The 15,544-nt window shown below is 74.2% G+C and carries 13 protein-coding genes; 7 read left to right on the forward strand and 6 right to left on the reverse strand.

The genetic code is table 11. The annotated features are described in order from the left end of the window. The first annotated feature begins 141 nt into the window (after positions 1 to 141). From NRO40_RS20215 to NRO40_RS20240, 6 genes are all read left to right on the forward strand, one after another. Complete coding sequence (locus NRO40_RS20215; RefSeq protein WP_058943422.1) at positions 142 to 720, forward strand: hypothetical protein; 579 nt, start codon at positions 142 to 144, stop codon at positions 718 to 720. Further along, a complete protein-coding gene (locus NRO40_RS20220) occupies positions 717 to 2,273 on the forward strand; it encodes an alkaline phosphatase D family protein (protein ID WP_058943423.1) in 1,557 nt (518 codons plus the stop codon). The genes NRO40_RS20215 and NRO40_RS20220 overlap by 4 nt, the downstream gene beginning before the upstream one ends. Before the next feature lie 229 nt (positions 2,274 to 2,502). After that, positions 2,503 to 3,471 carry a zinc-binding dehydrogenase gene (locus NRO40_RS20225; protein WP_058943424.1) on the forward strand — a complete coding sequence of 323 codons (969 nt, stop codon included), beginning with the start codon at positions 2,503 to 2,505 and terminating at the stop codon, positions 3,469 to 3,471. Positions 3,472 to 3,554: 83 nt separating this feature from the next. Next, positions 3,555 to 5,042, forward strand: coding sequence for a glycoside hydrolase family 5 protein (locus NRO40_RS20230; protein WP_058943440.1), 1,488 nt, complete (start codon positions 3,555 to 3,557; stop codon positions 5,040 to 5,042). Between the two features lie 31 nt (positions 5,043 to 5,073). Continuing rightward, on the forward strand, positions 5,074 to 5,283 hold the full coding sequence (locus NRO40_RS20235) for a helix-turn-helix domain-containing protein (protein ID WP_058943441.1): 210 nt from the start codon (positions 5,074 to 5,076) through the stop codon (positions 5,281 to 5,283). After that, complete coding sequence (locus NRO40_RS20240; RefSeq protein ID WP_058943425.1) at positions 5,283 to 5,849, forward strand: Clp protease N-terminal domain-containing protein; 567 nt, start codon at positions 5,283 to 5,285, stop codon at positions 5,847 to 5,849. The genes NRO40_RS20235 and NRO40_RS20240 overlap by 1 nt, the downstream gene beginning before the upstream one ends. Before the next feature lie 114 nt (positions 5,850 to 5,963). On the opposite strand, the gene NRO40_RS20245 is transcribed toward NRO40_RS20240, so the two are convergent. Continuing rightward, positions 5,964 to 6,950 carry a PadR family transcriptional regulator gene (locus tag NRO40_RS20245; protein WP_257375461.1) on the reverse strand — a complete coding sequence of 329 codons (987 nt, stop codon included), beginning with the start codon at positions 6,948 to 6,950 and terminating at the stop codon, positions 5,964 to 5,966. Positions 6,951 to 7,097: 147 nt separating this feature from the next. Here NRO40_RS20245 and NRO40_RS20250 point away from each other — a divergent pair, with 147 nt between their 5' ends. Continuing rightward, complete coding sequence (locus NRO40_RS20250) at positions 7,098 to 7,949, forward strand: hypothetical protein (RefSeq protein ID WP_058943426.1); 852 nt, start codon at positions 7,098 to 7,100, stop codon at positions 7,947 to 7,949. A 46-nt stretch (positions 7,950 to 7,995) separates the two neighbouring features. Here NRO40_RS20250 and NRO40_RS20255 read toward each other — a convergent pair whose 3' ends face one another. The 5 genes from NRO40_RS20255 to NRO40_RS20275 all read right to left on the reverse strand — a co-directional run bounded on the left by NRO40_RS20255 (position 7,996) and on the right by NRO40_RS20275 (position 15,431). Continuing rightward, a complete protein-coding gene (locus NRO40_RS20255) occupies positions 7,996 to 8,175 on the reverse strand; it encodes a DUF6104 family protein (RefSeq protein ID WP_058943427.1) in 180 nt (59 codons plus the stop codon). Between the two features lie 231 nt (positions 8,176 to 8,406). Further along, positions 8,407 to 12,300 carry a multifunctional oxoglutarate decarboxylase/oxoglutarate dehydrogenase thiamine pyrophosphate-binding subunit/dihydrolipoyllysine-residue succinyltransferase subunit gene (locus NRO40_RS20260; protein WP_058943428.1) on the reverse strand — a complete coding sequence of 1,298 codons (3,894 nt, stop codon included), beginning with the start codon at positions 12,298 to 12,300 and terminating at the stop codon, positions 8,407 to 8,409. 301 nt (positions 12,301 to 12,601) lie between these two features. Continuing rightward, a complete protein-coding gene (locus NRO40_RS20265; protein ID WP_058943442.1) occupies positions 12,602 to 13,663 on the reverse strand; it encodes a HAMP domain-containing sensor histidine kinase in 1,062 nt (353 codons plus the stop codon). Positions 13,664 to 13,866: 203 nt separating this feature from the next. After that, the gene (locus NRO40_RS20270; RefSeq protein ID WP_058943429.1) at positions 13,867 to 14,604 is read right to left on the reverse strand and encodes a response regulator transcription factor; all 738 of its coding nucleotides are present in this window, start codon (positions 14,602 to 14,604) and stop codon (positions 13,867 to 13,869) included. Between the two features lie 80 nt (positions 14,605 to 14,684). Further along, on the reverse strand, positions 14,685 to 15,431 hold the full coding sequence (locus NRO40_RS20275; RefSeq protein WP_058943430.1) for a spermidine synthase family protein: 747 nt from the start codon (positions 15,429 to 15,431) through the stop codon (positions 14,685 to 14,687). Positions 15,432 to 15,544: the final 113 nt, after the last annotated feature.

Raw genomic sequence — 15,544 nt, forward strand, 5'->3', positions numbered from 1 at the left:
TGGGGAGGGTGGGGACGGGTGGGACGGCTCGTGGCCCGCCCGCGGACCGGGCACCGGGGGGTCATGCGGAGGTCTTCCTTCCGTCACCCGCGGGTGTTCTGATGCGCACGCCCCACCCCCTACCCGCCCCGGGAGGCGCGAGTGAACCTGGTCGTCAACGGAGACGCCGAGAGCGGACCCGGCGGAACCCCAGAACCGGTCGGCGCCGTGACGGGCTGGCAGATCGTCGAGGGTGCCCCCGCGCTGGTCGCGTACGCCCACGGCGGGGGCTACCCCACCGCCAAGGACCCCGGCCCCCCGCGGCGCGGCAGCCGCTTCTTCGCCGGCGGCAACGCGCCGCGCACGGTCCTCCTCCAGGACGTCGCCCTGCCCTCCGACGGCGCCACCGGGCACGCCGCCGTCGACGCGGGGCGCGTGCGCTACGCCCTCGGCGCCTGGCTCGGCGGGTACGCGGCCCAGGAGGACGGCGCCCGGCTCTCCGTCGAGTTCCGCGACGCCGCCGGCACGCCCGTCGCGCTCAGCGTCCTCGGCCCCGTCACCTCCCGGGAGCGGGGCGGCCGTACCGGACTGGTCGAACGGACCGCCGCCGCGGCCGTACCGCCCGGCGCACGCCGCGCACGGCTCCTCCTCGTCCTCACCCGCACCGGCGGCGGCACCTCCAACGACGGCTACGCCGACGGGATCGCCCTCACCCTGACCGCCACCGGGAGCGCCCTGTGAGCCTCGACCGACGGAACCTGCTGAAGGCCGCGGCCGCCGCGGGCGTCCTCCACACCGTCTGGCCGCTCGGCCCTGGGCTGTCGCCCGCGCGGGCCCGGGAAGCGGCGGAGGCGCTGGGCGCCGTGTACGAGGCGGCGCCGTTCACCCTCGGCGTGGCCTCCGGCGACCCGACGCCCACCGGAGTGCTGCTGTGGACGCGGCTCGCGCCCGAACCGCTCGCCGCCGAGCAGCCGCTGCCCGAGGTCGTCGAGGTCGGGTGGGTGGTCGCCGAGGACGCGGGGCTGACCCGGGTCGTCGCGCGCGGCACCGCGCCGGCCTCCGCGACCCTCGGCCACAGCGTGCACGTACCGGTCGGCGGGCTCACCCCGGGCCGCACCTACTGGTACGCCTTCACCGCCCTCGGCCGCACCAGCCGCGTCGGCCGGACGCGCACCGCGCCGGCCGGACCCGTGCCCCGGGTCCGCTTCGCCGCGGCCAACTGCCAGGCGTTCCACGACGGGTACTACGCCGCGCACCGCGGCATCGCCCGCGAGGACGTCGACTTCGTCGTCCACCTCGGCGACTACGTCTACGAGCACGGGCCGGTCGGCGGCGACCACGTGCGCGACCACGAGGGGCCGGCCGTCCTCACCCTCGCCGACTACCGCCGCCGCCACGCCCTCTACAAGGGCGACCCGTCCCTGCGGGACGCGCACGCCGCCCACCCGTGGTTCCTGACCTGGGACGACCACGAGGTCGTCAACGACTACAGCGGCACGGGCGGCGGGGCGCCCTTCCTCCAGCGCCGGGCCGCCGCGTACCAGGCGTGGTACGAGAACATGCCGCACCGCGACCGGTCGGCGACCTCCGCCCTCCCCGACCCGGAGATCCACCGCGTCCGCCGCTGGGGCGACCTGCTGGAGCTGACCGTCCTGGACCTGCGCTCCCACCGCTCGGCGCAGAACCTGCCCGACGGCACCATCCTGGGGGCCTCGCAGAAGGGCTGGCTCAAGGACACGGTCGACCGGGCGCCCGACGGCTGGCACGTCTGGGCGAACTCGATCATGTTGAGCCAGCTGCGGGCCCGGCCGGGCGGCCCGTACATGTTCACCGACCAGTGGGACGGCTTCCTCGCCGAGCGGAAGGAGGTCCTCGGGCACGTCCACCGCAGCGGTCTGGAGGACCTCGTCGTCATCACGGGGGACTGGCACTCGGCCTTCGTCGACGACGTGCGCGTCGACTTCGACGACCCGTCATCGCCGCTGCTGGGCACGGAGTTCACCGCACACTCGGTGACCTCGGGGGCGTACTCCGCCGACTGGAACGCCACGAACGGCCCCGTCATGGGGCGCGCCAACCCGCACCTGAAGTACTTCGAGGGCAACCGCTACGGCTACGACGTCTACGAGGCCACCCCGGAGCGGTTCACCGCCCACCTGCGGGTCGTCGCCGATCGGCGGGACCCGGCCTCGCCGGTCACCACGCTGACCCGGTTCCACATCGACCGGGGCAGGGCCGGCTCGTACGAGGACCCGGCCACGAAGGGCTCGCCCGCCCAGTGGCGGCGCGACTGAGGGCCCGCCGACGGACCGCCGGTGGCCCGCCGGCGGACCGCTGAGGGGCGGGGCGGTACGCGGGGGCGCTCCCTCCGCGCGGGCCTCCGCACAGTCCTCCGCACAGTCCTCGGCGCGGGCCCTCCAGAGGCGAAGGCGTCCGGGGGGCCGGGGAGGCGTGTGCGGAGGGACGTGCGTCACACCGGCGCGTGGTTCCGCAGCGCCCCGGCCCGCGCCTAGTCTCGGGGCCATGTTCGCTGCCTATGCCGCACGTATCGACCGCGATCAGCCCCTCAACGGCCTGGAGCTGGGCGACCGCCCCGAGCCCGAGGTACGGCCGGGCTGGACCACCGTCACCGTCAGGGCCGCCTCCCTCAACCACCACGACCTCTGGTCCCTGCGCGGGGTCGGCCTCCCCGAGGACAAGCTGCCGATGATCCTCGGGTGCGACGCCGCAGGCGTCGACGAGGACGGCAACGAGGTCGTCATCCACTCCGTCATCGGCCAGACCGGGCACGGTGTCGGACCGCGCGAGCCCCGGTCCATCCTGACCGAGCGCTACCAGGGCACGTTCGCCGAGCGGGTCGCCGTGCCCGTCTGGAACGTGCTGCCGAAGCCGAAGGAGCTCAGCTTCGAGGAGGCGGCCTGCCTCCCGACGGCCTGGCTCACCGCCTACCGCATGCTCTTCACCAACGCCGGGGTCCGCCCCGGCGACTCCGTCCTCGTGCAGGGGGCGGGCGGCGGCGTGGCGACCGCCGCGATCGTCCTCGGCAAGGCCGCCGGCCTGCGCGTCTTCGCCACCAGCCGCGACGAGGCCAAGCGCAAGCGGGCGGTCGACCTCGGCGCGGTCGACGCGTTCGAGCCGGGCGCCCGGCTGCCGCAGCGCGTGGACGCGGTGATCGAGACGGTCGGCGCGGCGACGTGGTCGCACTCGGTCAAGTCGCTGAAGCCGGGCGGCACGCTCGTCATCTCCGGCGCGACCAGCGGCGACCGGCCCTCGCACGCCGAGCTGACCCGGATCTTCTTCCTGGAGCTGAAGGTCGTCGGCTCGACGATGGGCTCGAAGGACGAGCTGGAGGACCTGCTGTCCTTCTGCGCGGCCACCGGGGTCCGGCCGGTGATCGACGAGGTCCTGCCCCTCGACCGGGCGCGGGAGGGCTTCGCGAAGATGGAGTCCGGCGACCTGTTCGGGAAGGTCGTCCTCACCCCCGGTTCCTGACCGCCCTCTTGATGGACCGTCAGTTCGGCTGATGGGATCTCCGGCATCGCGCGCACGACCACCCCGCCATGCCGGAGGTCCCCATGCGAACCACCGTCAGCGCCCTCCTCCTCGCCGCCCTGCTGGCCGCGGCCGCCCCGGCCCCGACCCCGCAGCGGGCGGCCCCGCCCCCGGCCCCGCAGCGGGCCGCCGGGGCGGCCACGGGCCCGGCCGCCGCGGCGCACACCGTGCCGCCGCCCGTGTCCACCGCCCAGCCGGCGGGCATCCCGCCGCTCACCGACGACCGAGGCCGCGTCCTGACCCTGCGCGGCTGGAACGTCGAGGACAAGACCCACCGCGGTGACGCGGCCCTGTCGGCCGTCACCGAGCGCCACTTCCGCGACCTGCGGGCGCACGGCTTCGGCTTCGCCCGCCTGCTGGTCTTCTGGGACGACCTGGAGCCGCGGCGCGGCCGGTACAGCGAGGCGTACCTGCGGAAGATCGAGCGGATCCTCAACTGGGCGCACCGGTACGACGTCCGGGTCCTGATCGACGCCCACCAGGACGTCTTCGGTCCCGCCTTCGGCCACCGCGGCATTCCGGAGTGGGCCACCCGCACCGACGGCCTGCCCTTCACCCCGCACCCGGACGACTGGTTCGCCGAGTACTTCGAACCGGCCGTGCAGCGCGCCTTCACCCACCTGTACGAGGACGAGGACCTGCGGCGCGCGCAGACGGCGATGTGGCGGGTCCTCGCCGGCCGTCTGGGGCGGCACCCGGCGGTGCTGGGCTACGACCTGATCAACGAGCCGATGGGCGAGCTGCGCGCGGGAGAGGACCTGCCGACGGCCGCCCGCAGGATCGAGCGCGACCACCTCACCCCCCTGTACAACCGCCTCGCGGACGCCATCCGCCCCGTCGACGGCGACAGCTGGCTCTTCGTCGAACCGACCCCGATCGTCGGCGAGGGCGTCCCCACGGGGCTGGGCCGGATCGATGACCCGAAGGTCGTCTACGCCCCGCACTTCTACGACACGGCGATGGAGGCGGGCGCCGACTACGACCCGTCGGCCGGGTGGATCGAGGCGTACGAGGCGGCGGTGACGCAGTACCCGAGGACGTACCGGGTGCCGGTCGTGGTGGGGGAGTGGGGCCCGCTGAACAACGCCCTGCCGAACATGGGCCGCTTCTACCGCGACGCGCTGGCTTCCCTGGACCGCTACAGCTCCGGCTGGGCCGGCTACGTGTGGTGCTACGGCGGCGGGTACTGCGCCGTCGACGCGTCGGGCGCCTTCCGGACGAACAAGGAGCAGACGGCCGCGCCGTACGCGGAGGCGGTGGCGGGCCGGGTGGTCACGCGGACCCCCGAGCGGCTCGTCTACGTCGCCGGGCGCGGCGGCGCCACGGTCCTCTCGCTCCCCGCGTCGGCACACGGCTGGCGCGTGGCCGTGGAGGGGCGGGCGTGGCCGCGCACCGGGACCGTGCCGCCGGGCGCGTCGGCCCGGGTGCGGGTGCACGCGGTACCCGGGGCGCGGGTGACGGTCACCGTCTCGCCGGCGGCGCGCCGACCCCCGCTCGTCAACCATGGTTGACATGGGGATGCCGTCAACGTACGTTGACGGCATGACGGAAGCAACCGATCTCGCCGCACGCGCCGGCGACCGCGACCCCCGCGTGGGGTTGCGGGCCGTGGCCGCGCTGCGGCGGCTGCTGGAGCAGCTGGAAGCCGTACAGGTCCGCAGCGCCCGCGCCCAGGGCTGGTCGTGGCAGGAGATCGCGGCCGAGCTGGGGGTCAGCCGCCAGGCCGTCCACAAGAAGCACGGGAGGCGTTGATGTTCGAACGGTTCACGAAGAGCGCCCGGAGCGCCGTCAAGGGCGCGTCCGCCCACGCGGAGCGGGCGGACGCCGACGCCGTCACCGAGGAGCACCTGCTGCTCGCCCTGCTCGACCTGGACAGCGGTCCGTCCGCCGCCGCCCTCGCCGCCCTCGGCGTCACCGGCCGGCGCGTCTCGGTGGAGTCGGCCCTCGCGGAGGAGCGGCGGCGGGGCGGCCTGACGAGGGCGGACACCGACGCCCTGGCCGGCCTCGGCATCGACGTGACGGAGATCGTCGCGAAGGTCGAGGCGACCCACGGGACGGGCGCCCTGGCGGGCGGCCGGCGGCCCGCGCGCCGATGGTCCGGACACCGGCCCTTCACCCGCCCGGCGAAGGACGTCCTGGAGCGGTCGCTGCGCGTCGCCCTCGGCCGCGGCGACCGCCACATCGGCGACGAGCACCTGCTCCTCGCCCTCGCCGCCCGCCCGGGCGTCGTCGCGGACGTCCTCGCGGACCACGGGGCGACGTACACCGCGCTGGAGCGGGCGATGCCCGCCGGGCCCGGTACCGCCCGGGCGAGCTGACCGGGCCGGCCGGGCGGACCGGGTCGGCGAGCGGACCGGGTCGCCCTGACCCGGCCGGGTCGGCCCGGCCGGTTCGGCCCGCCGGGGCCGTACGTGGGGGCCGCGGGCTTCCGGTCACGCGTGCGGGGCGCGCAGCAGGGCGGTCACGTGGTGCGCCGCCGCCGCCAGGTGGCGGCGGGCCTCGGCGAGCTGCGCCTGCGTCACACCGTGGTCGCGGGCCGCGTCGCGGACGTCGTCGCGGAAGCGGTCCAGCAACCGCTCCAGGTCCCGGGCCGGGTCCCCGGTCGTACCGGCGTCCGCCGCCCACTCGCGCTCCCGTTCAGGTGCCGGCCCCGCCCCCGGTCCCCGCTCCGGCCCCGGCGCGGCCGGCGCCGGGTCGGTCGGCGCGGGGCCCGCCGCCGGGCCGAAGAGGCCACCCAGGCCCTTCGTGAGCTCCGTGAGCCCCTCGCGGACCCCCGCGGGCCAGTCACCCCGCGCGACGCGCTCCTGCACCCGCTGGGCGACGCGCAGCACCTCCTGGCGCGCCCGCTCCTGGGCCTCCGCCGCCTGGCGGCGCGCGGCCCGCGCCTCCTCGCGGGCGCGCCGCGACTCGTCGCGGGCCCGCCGCGTCTGCTCCCGCCACTCCCGCCCGGCCCGCCACAGTTCCTCCCCGGCGCCCTGCCACGGCTCCCCGTCCCCGCCGGGCCCCGGCGCCACCCCCCGGGCCCCGCCGCCGTCCGCCGCGCGCAGTTCGTCGCGCAACCGACCCGCCGTCCCCCGCACGTCGTCGCGGATCTCCGCCGCGAGTCCGGCGGCGAGCTCGGCGACCGACGCGTGGATCTCCCGCTCCAGGTCGGCCAGCTCGCCACCGCGCGCCGCCAGTTCGGCGCGGCCCGCCTCGGTGATCGAGTAGACCTTGCGGCCGCCCTCCGCGGCGTGCCGGACCAGCCCCTCCGCCTCCAGCTTGGCCAGGCGCGGGTAGACGGTGCCCGCCGACGGTGCGTACAGGCCCTGGAAGCGCTCCTCCAGCAGCCGGATCACCTCGTAGCCGTGGCGCGGCGCCTCGTCGAGGAGCCTCAGCAGGTAGAGCCGCAGACGGCCGTGGGCGAAGACGGAGGGCATGTCGCAGGACCTTTCCGAAAGGGGCGTCACCGGCCCCTTCCCGACGCTGTCGGGACGCGGCATATCGCGTCGACCGATACACGATATGTCGCGGGAGGGGAAGGTCAAGGCCGCCGGAAACGGGCGAATTGTCCTAGCGTATGGCGCATGGACGCGACAACGACGGGCGCGCTGCTGCTCTGCCGGGCCGACACCGGCGCGGTCGCCGCACCGGCCCACCTGCTGGGCGAACACGTGGTGCTCACCCCCGCGGGCCCCGGCTGGAGCGCCGTCGTTCCCGAGGGGCGACCCTGGCGCCACGGCGCGGCACCCGTCGAACGCGTCGCCACCGGCTGGGCCACCGCCCTCGCGGTGGGCACGCCCTGGCCGGTGGTCGCCCTGTGGTGGGACGGCGACCGGGCGGGCTACGCGTTGGCCTCCGGCTTCCGCAGGCCCGTCGACTACACCTGGCTCGCCGACGGCACCCCCGCGGGCGAGGACGAGGCCATGCTCACCTTCGCCGAACGCCTCGGCCTCGACCCGGTCCTCGACGTCCAGGACCTCCAGTCCCTCACCCGCGACGACCCGGACGCCGACGCCCGGGCCCGCCTGGTCGGCCTCCTCGCGGTCCTGGCCCGCCTGGGGGTGGAGCTCCCGCCCGGTGTCCAGCCCGGCGAGCCCTCGGCCCGCCTGCGCGCCGCCGCCCGGGCCCGCCCCGACAGCCGTACCGCCGAGGGCCACGGCCTCCGCGACGCCGTACGGGCCGAACTGGACGCCGTCGAGCACGGCAGGCTCGGCCCCTGGCTGCGCGGCCCGCGCGCCCGCGCCCTCGCGGCGGCCCAGCTGGCGGTCGGCCTGCCCCTCACCGCCTGGGCCCTCGCCGGCCGTGCCCCCCGCGCCGGCTGGGCCTGCGCGGGGGCACTGCTCACCCTCCGGGGCGCGCTGGGGCTCGCGTACGACCGGCTGCGCGCGGCCGGCGCACCGGCGCCCTCGCTGCCGCACCGGCCACCAGGCGGCTGACCGCCCGTCCCGCTGGACCGACGGACAGCCGCCCGTCCCGCTCGTCCTACTCGTCGTCCTCGTCGTCCAGCCGCGCCAGCCAGGTCGCCAGCCGTTCTACCGGCACCTCGAAGTCGGGGTTCAGGTCGACGAAGGTCCGTAGCTGCTCGGCGAGCCAGGCGAAGGAGACCTCCTCCTCGCCACGCCGGCTCTCCAGCTCCTCGATGCCACGATCGGTGAAGTACAAGACGGTGCTCCTGATTCGCCCTCGGCCGGTCGGCCGACACTGCCTCCCACCCTAGGACGGGGCACCCACCACCCCCACCGAAGGGGTCCCCCTTCCCGTACGCCGTGAGGCCCGTGCGCCGCCGCCCCGTACGCCGGTGGGCCGGTACGCCGGAGGGCCGGTACGCCGGAGGGCCCGGCACCCGTGGGTCACGGGTGCCGGGCCCTCCGGCCGTGCGTACGGTGCCGCCGGTCAGACCTCGAAGACCTCGGTCACCAGCTGCATCTGCTCCGCCTGGTGGCGCTTGGCCGAGCCGACCGCCGGGGACGAGCTGTGCGGCCGCGAGATGCGGCGCAGGCGCTCGCCCTGCGGGATGTCCGCGCCGACCGCCAGGTCCAGGTGGTCGATGAGGTTCAGCGCGATGAACGGCCACGCGCCCTGGTTCGCCGGCTCCTCCTGCGCCCAGATGTACTTCTCGGCGTTGGAGTACTTGGCGATCTCCGCCTGGAGCTCGGCGCCCGGCAGCGGGTACAGCCGCTCCAGCCGGATGATCGCCGTGTCCGTGGCGCCGCGCTTCTGCCGCTCGGCCTCCAGGTCGTAGTAGACCTTGCCGGAGCAGAAGACGACCCGGCGGACGGCGGCCGGGTCGGCCGACGCGTCACCGATGACCGGGCGGAACGAGCCCTGCGTGAACTCCTCCATCTTCGACGCGGCGGCCTTCAGGCGCAGCATCGACTTCGGGGTGAAGACCACCAGCGGCTTGTGGTGCGGGTTGTGCACCTGCCACCGCAGGAGGTGGAAGTAGTTCGACGGCAGCGTCGGCATGGCGACCGTCATGTTGTTCTGCGCGCACATCTGCAGGAAGCGCTCGGGGCGGGCGGACGAGTGGTCCGGGCCCTGGCCCTCGTAGCCGTGCGGCAGGAGCAGCGTGACGCCGGAGGTCTGGCCCCACTTCTGCTCGGCCGAGGAGATGAACTCGTCGACGACGGTCTGGGCGCCGTTGACGAAGTCGCCGAACTGCGCCTCCCACATGACCAGCGCGTCCGGGCGGGCCAGGGAGTAGCCGTACTCGAAGCCCATCGCCGCGTACTCGCTGAGCAGCGAGTCGTAGATGTTGTACCGGGCCTGCTCGTCCGAGAGGTAGAGCAGCGGCGTGTAGTCCTCGTTGGTCTCCTGGTCGACCAGGACCGCGTGGCGCTGGCCGAACGTGCCGCGGCGGGAGTCCTGGCCGGCGAGACGGACCGGGGTGCCCTCCATCAGCAGCGAGCCGATGGCCAGCGTCTCGCCCATGCCCCAGTCGATCGTGCCGTCGTAGATCGACTGCGCGCGGCGCTGGAGCTGCGGCATGAGCCGCGGGTGGACGGTGACGTGGTCGGGGATGTTGACCTGCGACTCCGCGATCCGCTTGACGACCTCCTGGGAGACGGCCGTGTTCAGGCCCTCCGCGGGGAAGCCGGCCTGCGGGTCGACCGCCATGCCGCCACCGGGCTGCCCGGTGGCCTCGCGCACCTCGGTGAAGACCTTCTCCAGCTGGCCCTGGAAGTCCTGGAGCGCCTGCTCCGCCTCCTCCAGGGTGATGTCGCCGCGGCCGATCAGCGACTCGGTGTACAGCTTGCGCACCGAGCGCTTCTTGTCGATCAGCGAGACCATCGCCGGGTTGGTGAACTGCGGGTTGTCGCCCTCGTTGTGCCCGCGGCGGCGGTAGCAGATGAGGTCGATCACGACGTCCTTGTTGAACGTCTGGCGGAACTCGAACGCGAGCCGCGCCACGCGGACACACGCCTCCGGGTCGTCGCCGTTCACGTGGAAGATCGGCGCCTCGATCATGCGGGCCACGTCGGTGGCGTACATGGAGGAGCGCGACGACTCGGGCGCGGCGGTGAAGCCGACCTGGTTGTTGATGACGACGTGCACCGTGCCGCCGGTGCGGTAGCCGCGCAGCTGCGACATGTTCAGCGTCTCGGCGACGACGCCCTGGCCCGCGAAGGCCGCGTCGCCGTGGAGGGCGATGGGCAGGACGGTGAAGTCCGTGCCGGCCTTGCCGATGATGTCCTGCTTGGCGCGGACGACGCCCTCCAGGACCGGGTCGACGGCCTCCAGGTGGGAGGGGTTGGCGACCAGGCTGACCTTGATCTGCTCGCCGTCGAGGCCGGTGAAGGTCCCCTCGGCGCCCAGGTGGTACTTCACGTCGCCGGAGCCGTGCATCGACTTCGGGTCGAGGTTGCCCTCGAACTCGCGGAAGATCTGCGCGTACGACTTGCCGACGATGTTCGCCAGGACGTTCAGCCGGCCGCGGTGGGCCATGCCGATGACGACCTCGTCGAGGCGCGACTCGGCGGCCGAGTCGATCACCGCGTCGAGCAGCGGGATGACGGACTCGCCGCCCTCCAGGCTGAAACGCTTCTGGCCGACGTACTTGGTCTGCAGGAACGTCTCGAACGCCTCGGCGGCGTTCAGCCGGCGCAGGATGCGCAGCTGCTCCTCGCGCTCCGGCTTGGAGTGCGGGCGCTCGACGCGGTCCTGGATCCACTTGCGCTGCTTCGGGTCCTGGATGTGCATGAACTCGATGCCGGTGGTGCGGCAGTACGAGTCGCGCAGGACGCCGAGGATGTCGCGCAGCTTCATCATCGACTTGCCGCCGAAGCCGCCGACCGCGAACTCGCGCTCCAGGTCCCACAGGGTGAGGCCGTGCTCGGTGATGTCCAGGTCGGGGTGCTTGCGCTGGCGGTACTCCAGCGGGTCGGTGTCGGCCATGACGTGGCCGCGGACCCGGTAGGAGTGGATCAGCTCGAAGACGCGCGCGGCCTTCGTGACGTCGTCGTCGTGCGAGGCGTCGATGTCCTTGAGCCAGCGGACCGGCTCGTAGGGGATGCGCAGCGACTTGAAGACGTCGTCGTAGAACTCGTTGTCGCCGAGGAGGAGGCTCGCGACGATCCGCAGGAACTCGCCGGAGGCGGCGCCCTGGATGACCCGGTGGTCGTACGTCGAGGTGAGGGTCATCACCTTCGAGATGCCCAGCTTGTTCAGGGTGTCCTGGGAGGTGCCCTGGAACTCGGCCGGGTAGTCCATGGAGCCGACGCCCATGATGACCGACTGGCCGGGCATCAGGCGCGGCACGGAGTGGACCGTGCCGAGGCCGCCCGGGTTGGTCAGCGAGACGGTGACGCCGGTGAAGTCGTCCATCGTCAGCTTGTTGGCGCGGGCGCGCCGGACGATGTCCTCGTACGCCTGCCAGAACTCGAAGAAGCCGAGCGTCTCGGCCTTCTTGATGGCCGCGACGACGAGCTGGCGGTCGCCGTTGGGCTTGACCAGGTCGATGGCGAGGCCGAGGTTGACGTGCTCCGGCTTCACCAGTGTGGGCTTGCCGTCCTTGAGCTGGTACGACCAGTTCATGGAGGGCATGGCCTTGATGGCCTGCACCATCGCGTAACCGATGATGTGCGTGAAGGAGATCTTCCCGCCGCGGGCCCGCTTCAGGTGGTTGTTGATGACGATGCGGTTGTCGAACAGCAGCTTCACCGGGACCGCGCGCACCGAGGTGGCGGTCGGCATCTCCAGCGAGGCGTCCATGTTCTTCACCACGGCGCCGGCGGGGCCGCGCAGCGTCACGAACTCCGGACCGGCCGCGGACTCCGTGGCCGGGGCCGCCTGCGCGGGCGCCGGCTTGGCGGGCGCGGGCTTGGCGGCGGGAGCCGCGGCCGCGGGCTTCGCTGGGGCCGGGGCGGCCGGGGCCGGGGCGGCCGGAGCCGCCGCGGCGGGCTTCGCCTGCTGGGCCGGAGCGGGGGCCTGTGCGGGCGCGGGCTGCGCAGGCTGCGCGGGGGCCTGCGCCGCGGGTGCGGGCTGCGCGGGGGCGGCGGGGGCCTGTGCGGTGGGCGCCTCCGCGGCCGGGGCCGGCGTCACGGTACCCGCGGCCCCCGAGGCCGCGGGGGACCCGCCGGCGGGTTCGTCCGCCGAGCCGGACGCGCCCGGCTTGTAGTCGGCGAAGAAGTCCCACCAGGCGCGGTCGACCGAATTCGGGTCCTGGAGGTACTGCTGGTAGATCTCGTCGACGAGCCACTCGTTGGCGCCGAAGGCGGCCGCAGGGTTTTGGCCCTGGCCGTCTTGGTCGGTCGAGATGCTCGAGTTACTGGGGGACTGAGACGACACGGCGGCAACCGCCCTCTTCCGCTTCACAAGGTGATGGACAGCGGGAATCAAGGCTACGCCTCTCCGGGCGGGAGGTGCAGGCCGGGCGTGCCATCGTCGTGCACATCACATCGAACGACGAGTTTCACGGGAAGAAATGGCGGGAAACAAGCGTGGTTCGGTGATGGTCCGCGGTGACCGGGCAGCGCGCGGCGGAGCTGCGGTCGCCTGCGGTCCGCACCCCTGACCGGCTCCGCCCCCCTCCGCGCCGGTACGCCGTACTGGTACACGGACGGAGAACGGTTCCGGTTCGAACCCTATGTCAACCGCGCGGTCGGGGAATCCCCGGAAGGGTGACGAGGATGCGGCAGCCGCGTGCCGATTCGGCCACACCGATACGGCCACCGTGCAGATCGACCGCCCAGCGGGCGATGGCCAGGCCCAGTCCCGTGCCGCCGTCGCTGCCCGGCCCGTGCGGCGCGGGGACGCTGCCCCGGTTGAACCGCTCGAAGACCTTGTGCCGCTCCGACGGCGGGATGCCCGGTCCCTCGTCCACGACCTCCAGGTCCAGCGAACCGGGGGAGGAGCCGCGCCGCGCCCGTACCGTCACGCGGCCGTGCGGCGGCGAGTGCTTCACGGCGTTGTCGACGAGGTTCGCCACCACCTGGTGGAGCCGCTCGACGTCGGCGTGGGCGGTCAGCTCGGGCGGGGACACGTCCAGGTGCAGGTGGACGTCCGTACGGGTGTGGGGGCGGCTGCCGGAGCCGACGGCGCGCTGCGACGCGGCGAGGCTGGCCTCCTTCAGGACGCCCGACAGGTACGGCCACACCTCGAAGGGGCGGCGGCGCAGCGGCACGACGCCGTTGTCCAGGCGCGACAGGTCCAGCAGCGTCTCCACCAGGCGGCCCAGCCGCTCGGTCTGCGCCAGGGCGGTGCGCATGGTCTCCGGGTCGGCGGCCGAGACGCCGTCCACGACGTTCTCCAGGACGGCCCGCAGGGCGGCGATGGGCGTGCGCAGCTCGTGCGACACGTTGGCGACCAACTCCTTGCGGTGCCGGTCGACCGCCTCCAGGTCGTCCGCCATGCGGTTGATCGTCTCGGCGAGGTCGCCCAGCTCGTCCCGGCGTCCCGCGCCGCGCACGCGGCGGGTGTAGTCGCCGTGCGATATGCCCTTGGCGACGGTGTTCATCTCGTCGAGCGGCGCGGTGAGGCCGTGCGCCACGAACTGCGTGAGGAGCAGCGTGGCGATCACCGAGAAGACGGTGATGAACCGCAGCTCCGTCTCCGTCCGCAGGGCCACCAGCAGCAGGCCGGTGGTGATGAAGACGGAGACCACGACGAGCGTGCCGAGCTTCGTCTTGATCGAGATGGTGACCGGGCCCAGCCGGCCCCGTCGCCCGGCGCGGCCGCCCGCGCGGCAGCGGCGGCCCGACGGCCGGTCGGTCGCGCGCTCCGGTCCCGGCTCCCGGGTCCGGTCCGGTGCCGGGTCCGGCGACCGGTCGGCGGTGCGGTCCGGTGCCGGGTCCGTCGTGCGGCCGGGTGCCTGGCCCCGGGTCCGGTCCGCGCGCGCCCCCGGGCGGCGTAGCCTCACGGCGCCGGGGTCTCCAGGGCGTATCCCACCCCGTGCACCGTGCGGATCCGCTCGGCGCCGATCTTCCGGCGCAGGGCCTTGATGTGGCTGTCCACAGTGCGGGTGCCCGAGGCGTCGGCCCAGTCCCACACCTCCGCGAGCAGCTGCTCGCGGGAGAGGACGGCACGCGGCGTGTTGGCCAGGCAGACCAGCAGGTCGAACTCGGTCGGCGTCAGGTGCACGTCGTCGTTCCTGACGCGTACGCGGCGCTGGGCGTGGTCGATCTCCAGCTCGCCGAGGCGCAGGATGCCGCTGCGCGGGGTGACCGCGGCCAGGGCGGCCCGCTCGACGCGCCGCAGCAGCACGTGCACGCGGGCCACCAGCTCCCGCATCGAGAACGGCTTGGTCATGTAGTCGTCGGCGCCGACGCCGAGGCCGACCAGCATGTCCGTCTCGTCGTCCCGCGCGGTGAGCATCAGGACCGGTACGGGCCGCTGGGCCTGGACCCGGCGGCAGACCTCCAGACCGTCGAAGCCGGGCAGCATGACGTCCAGGACCATGAGGTCCGGCTGCCACGCCTCGGCGGCGTCGACCGCCGCCGGCCCGTCCGACGCGGTCTGGACCAGGAACCCCTCCGCCCGCAGCCGGGCGGAGATGGCCTCCACGATGGTCGTGTCGTCCTCGACGACCAGGACCCGGCGCTGCGTACCCGGCGTGACCGCGCTGCCGGTGTGGCTGGTGTGTGCGTGCTCCATGCCCCGCCCCCGTCGCGTCCTGCGCGAGCTGTAGATCCGTGCGTTCCGGCAACAACATAAAGGCAGCGACCGCGTCGAGGCTACGCGGGGCGAACCCCGAGGTGGACGACGTCCGGTACGCCCCGGGCAACCGGGACCTCTTCGGTCCTTACCCCGCTGAATCCGGCATTCCGCAAGGACGTTTCGAAATCGGCGGACGGCCGGGCGGACCAGACGGCCAGGACGCCGCCGGGGTTGAGCCGGCGCGCACAGGCGGCGAGACCCGACGGGGAGTACAGGCCGTCGTTGCCCTCCGTGACCGTCCAGTCCGGGCCGTTGTCGATGTCGAGGCAGAGCGCGTCGTAGGTGTCGGTGACGTCCGGGTCGCGGACGTACGCGACGAGGTCCGTGTGGAGCAGGACGGTCCGGGGGTCGGAGAGCGCCGCGGCGGACAGGGCGGCGAGCGGGCCCTCGCGATGCCAGTCGATGATGGCCTGCTCCCGCTCCACGACGGCGATGCGGCCCCAGGCGGGGTCGGCGGCGGCGTGGGCGAGCGAGAAGCCGACGCCGAGGCCCCCGATGAGGACGGAGGGCCGGGCTCCGGCGCGGCCGGGTGCGAGGCCGCCGCCGGCCGTCCGGTCGACCGGCGTCCGGTCGTCGCCGGGGGGCCGGGCGCCCGGCGTCCCGCCCAGGGCCCGGAGGGCGGCGTCGACGAGCAGCCGCTCGGAGCGGCCGTCGGAGGTGTCCATGAGGAAGGTGCCGTTGGCGATGATCTCGAAGTGCTCGTCGCGCCGCCGCAGCACGACTTCGCCGTACGGTCCTTCACGTCGGTCGAGCGTCACTGGCATGCCTCAACTTTAAGCGGGGGCGGCCGGGCCGTCCTGACCCCGTGTGACCTGCGTCATGGACGGGGATGTGACCGGTCGCGTGGGGTAAGGGGGCTGGTGGGCCGAGGGGTTGA

The sequence above is a fragment of the Streptomyces changanensis genome (assembly GCF_024600715.1).
GTDB classification, from domain to species: domain Bacteria; phylum Actinomycetota; class Actinomycetes; order Streptomycetales; family Streptomycetaceae; genus Streptomyces; species Streptomyces changanensis.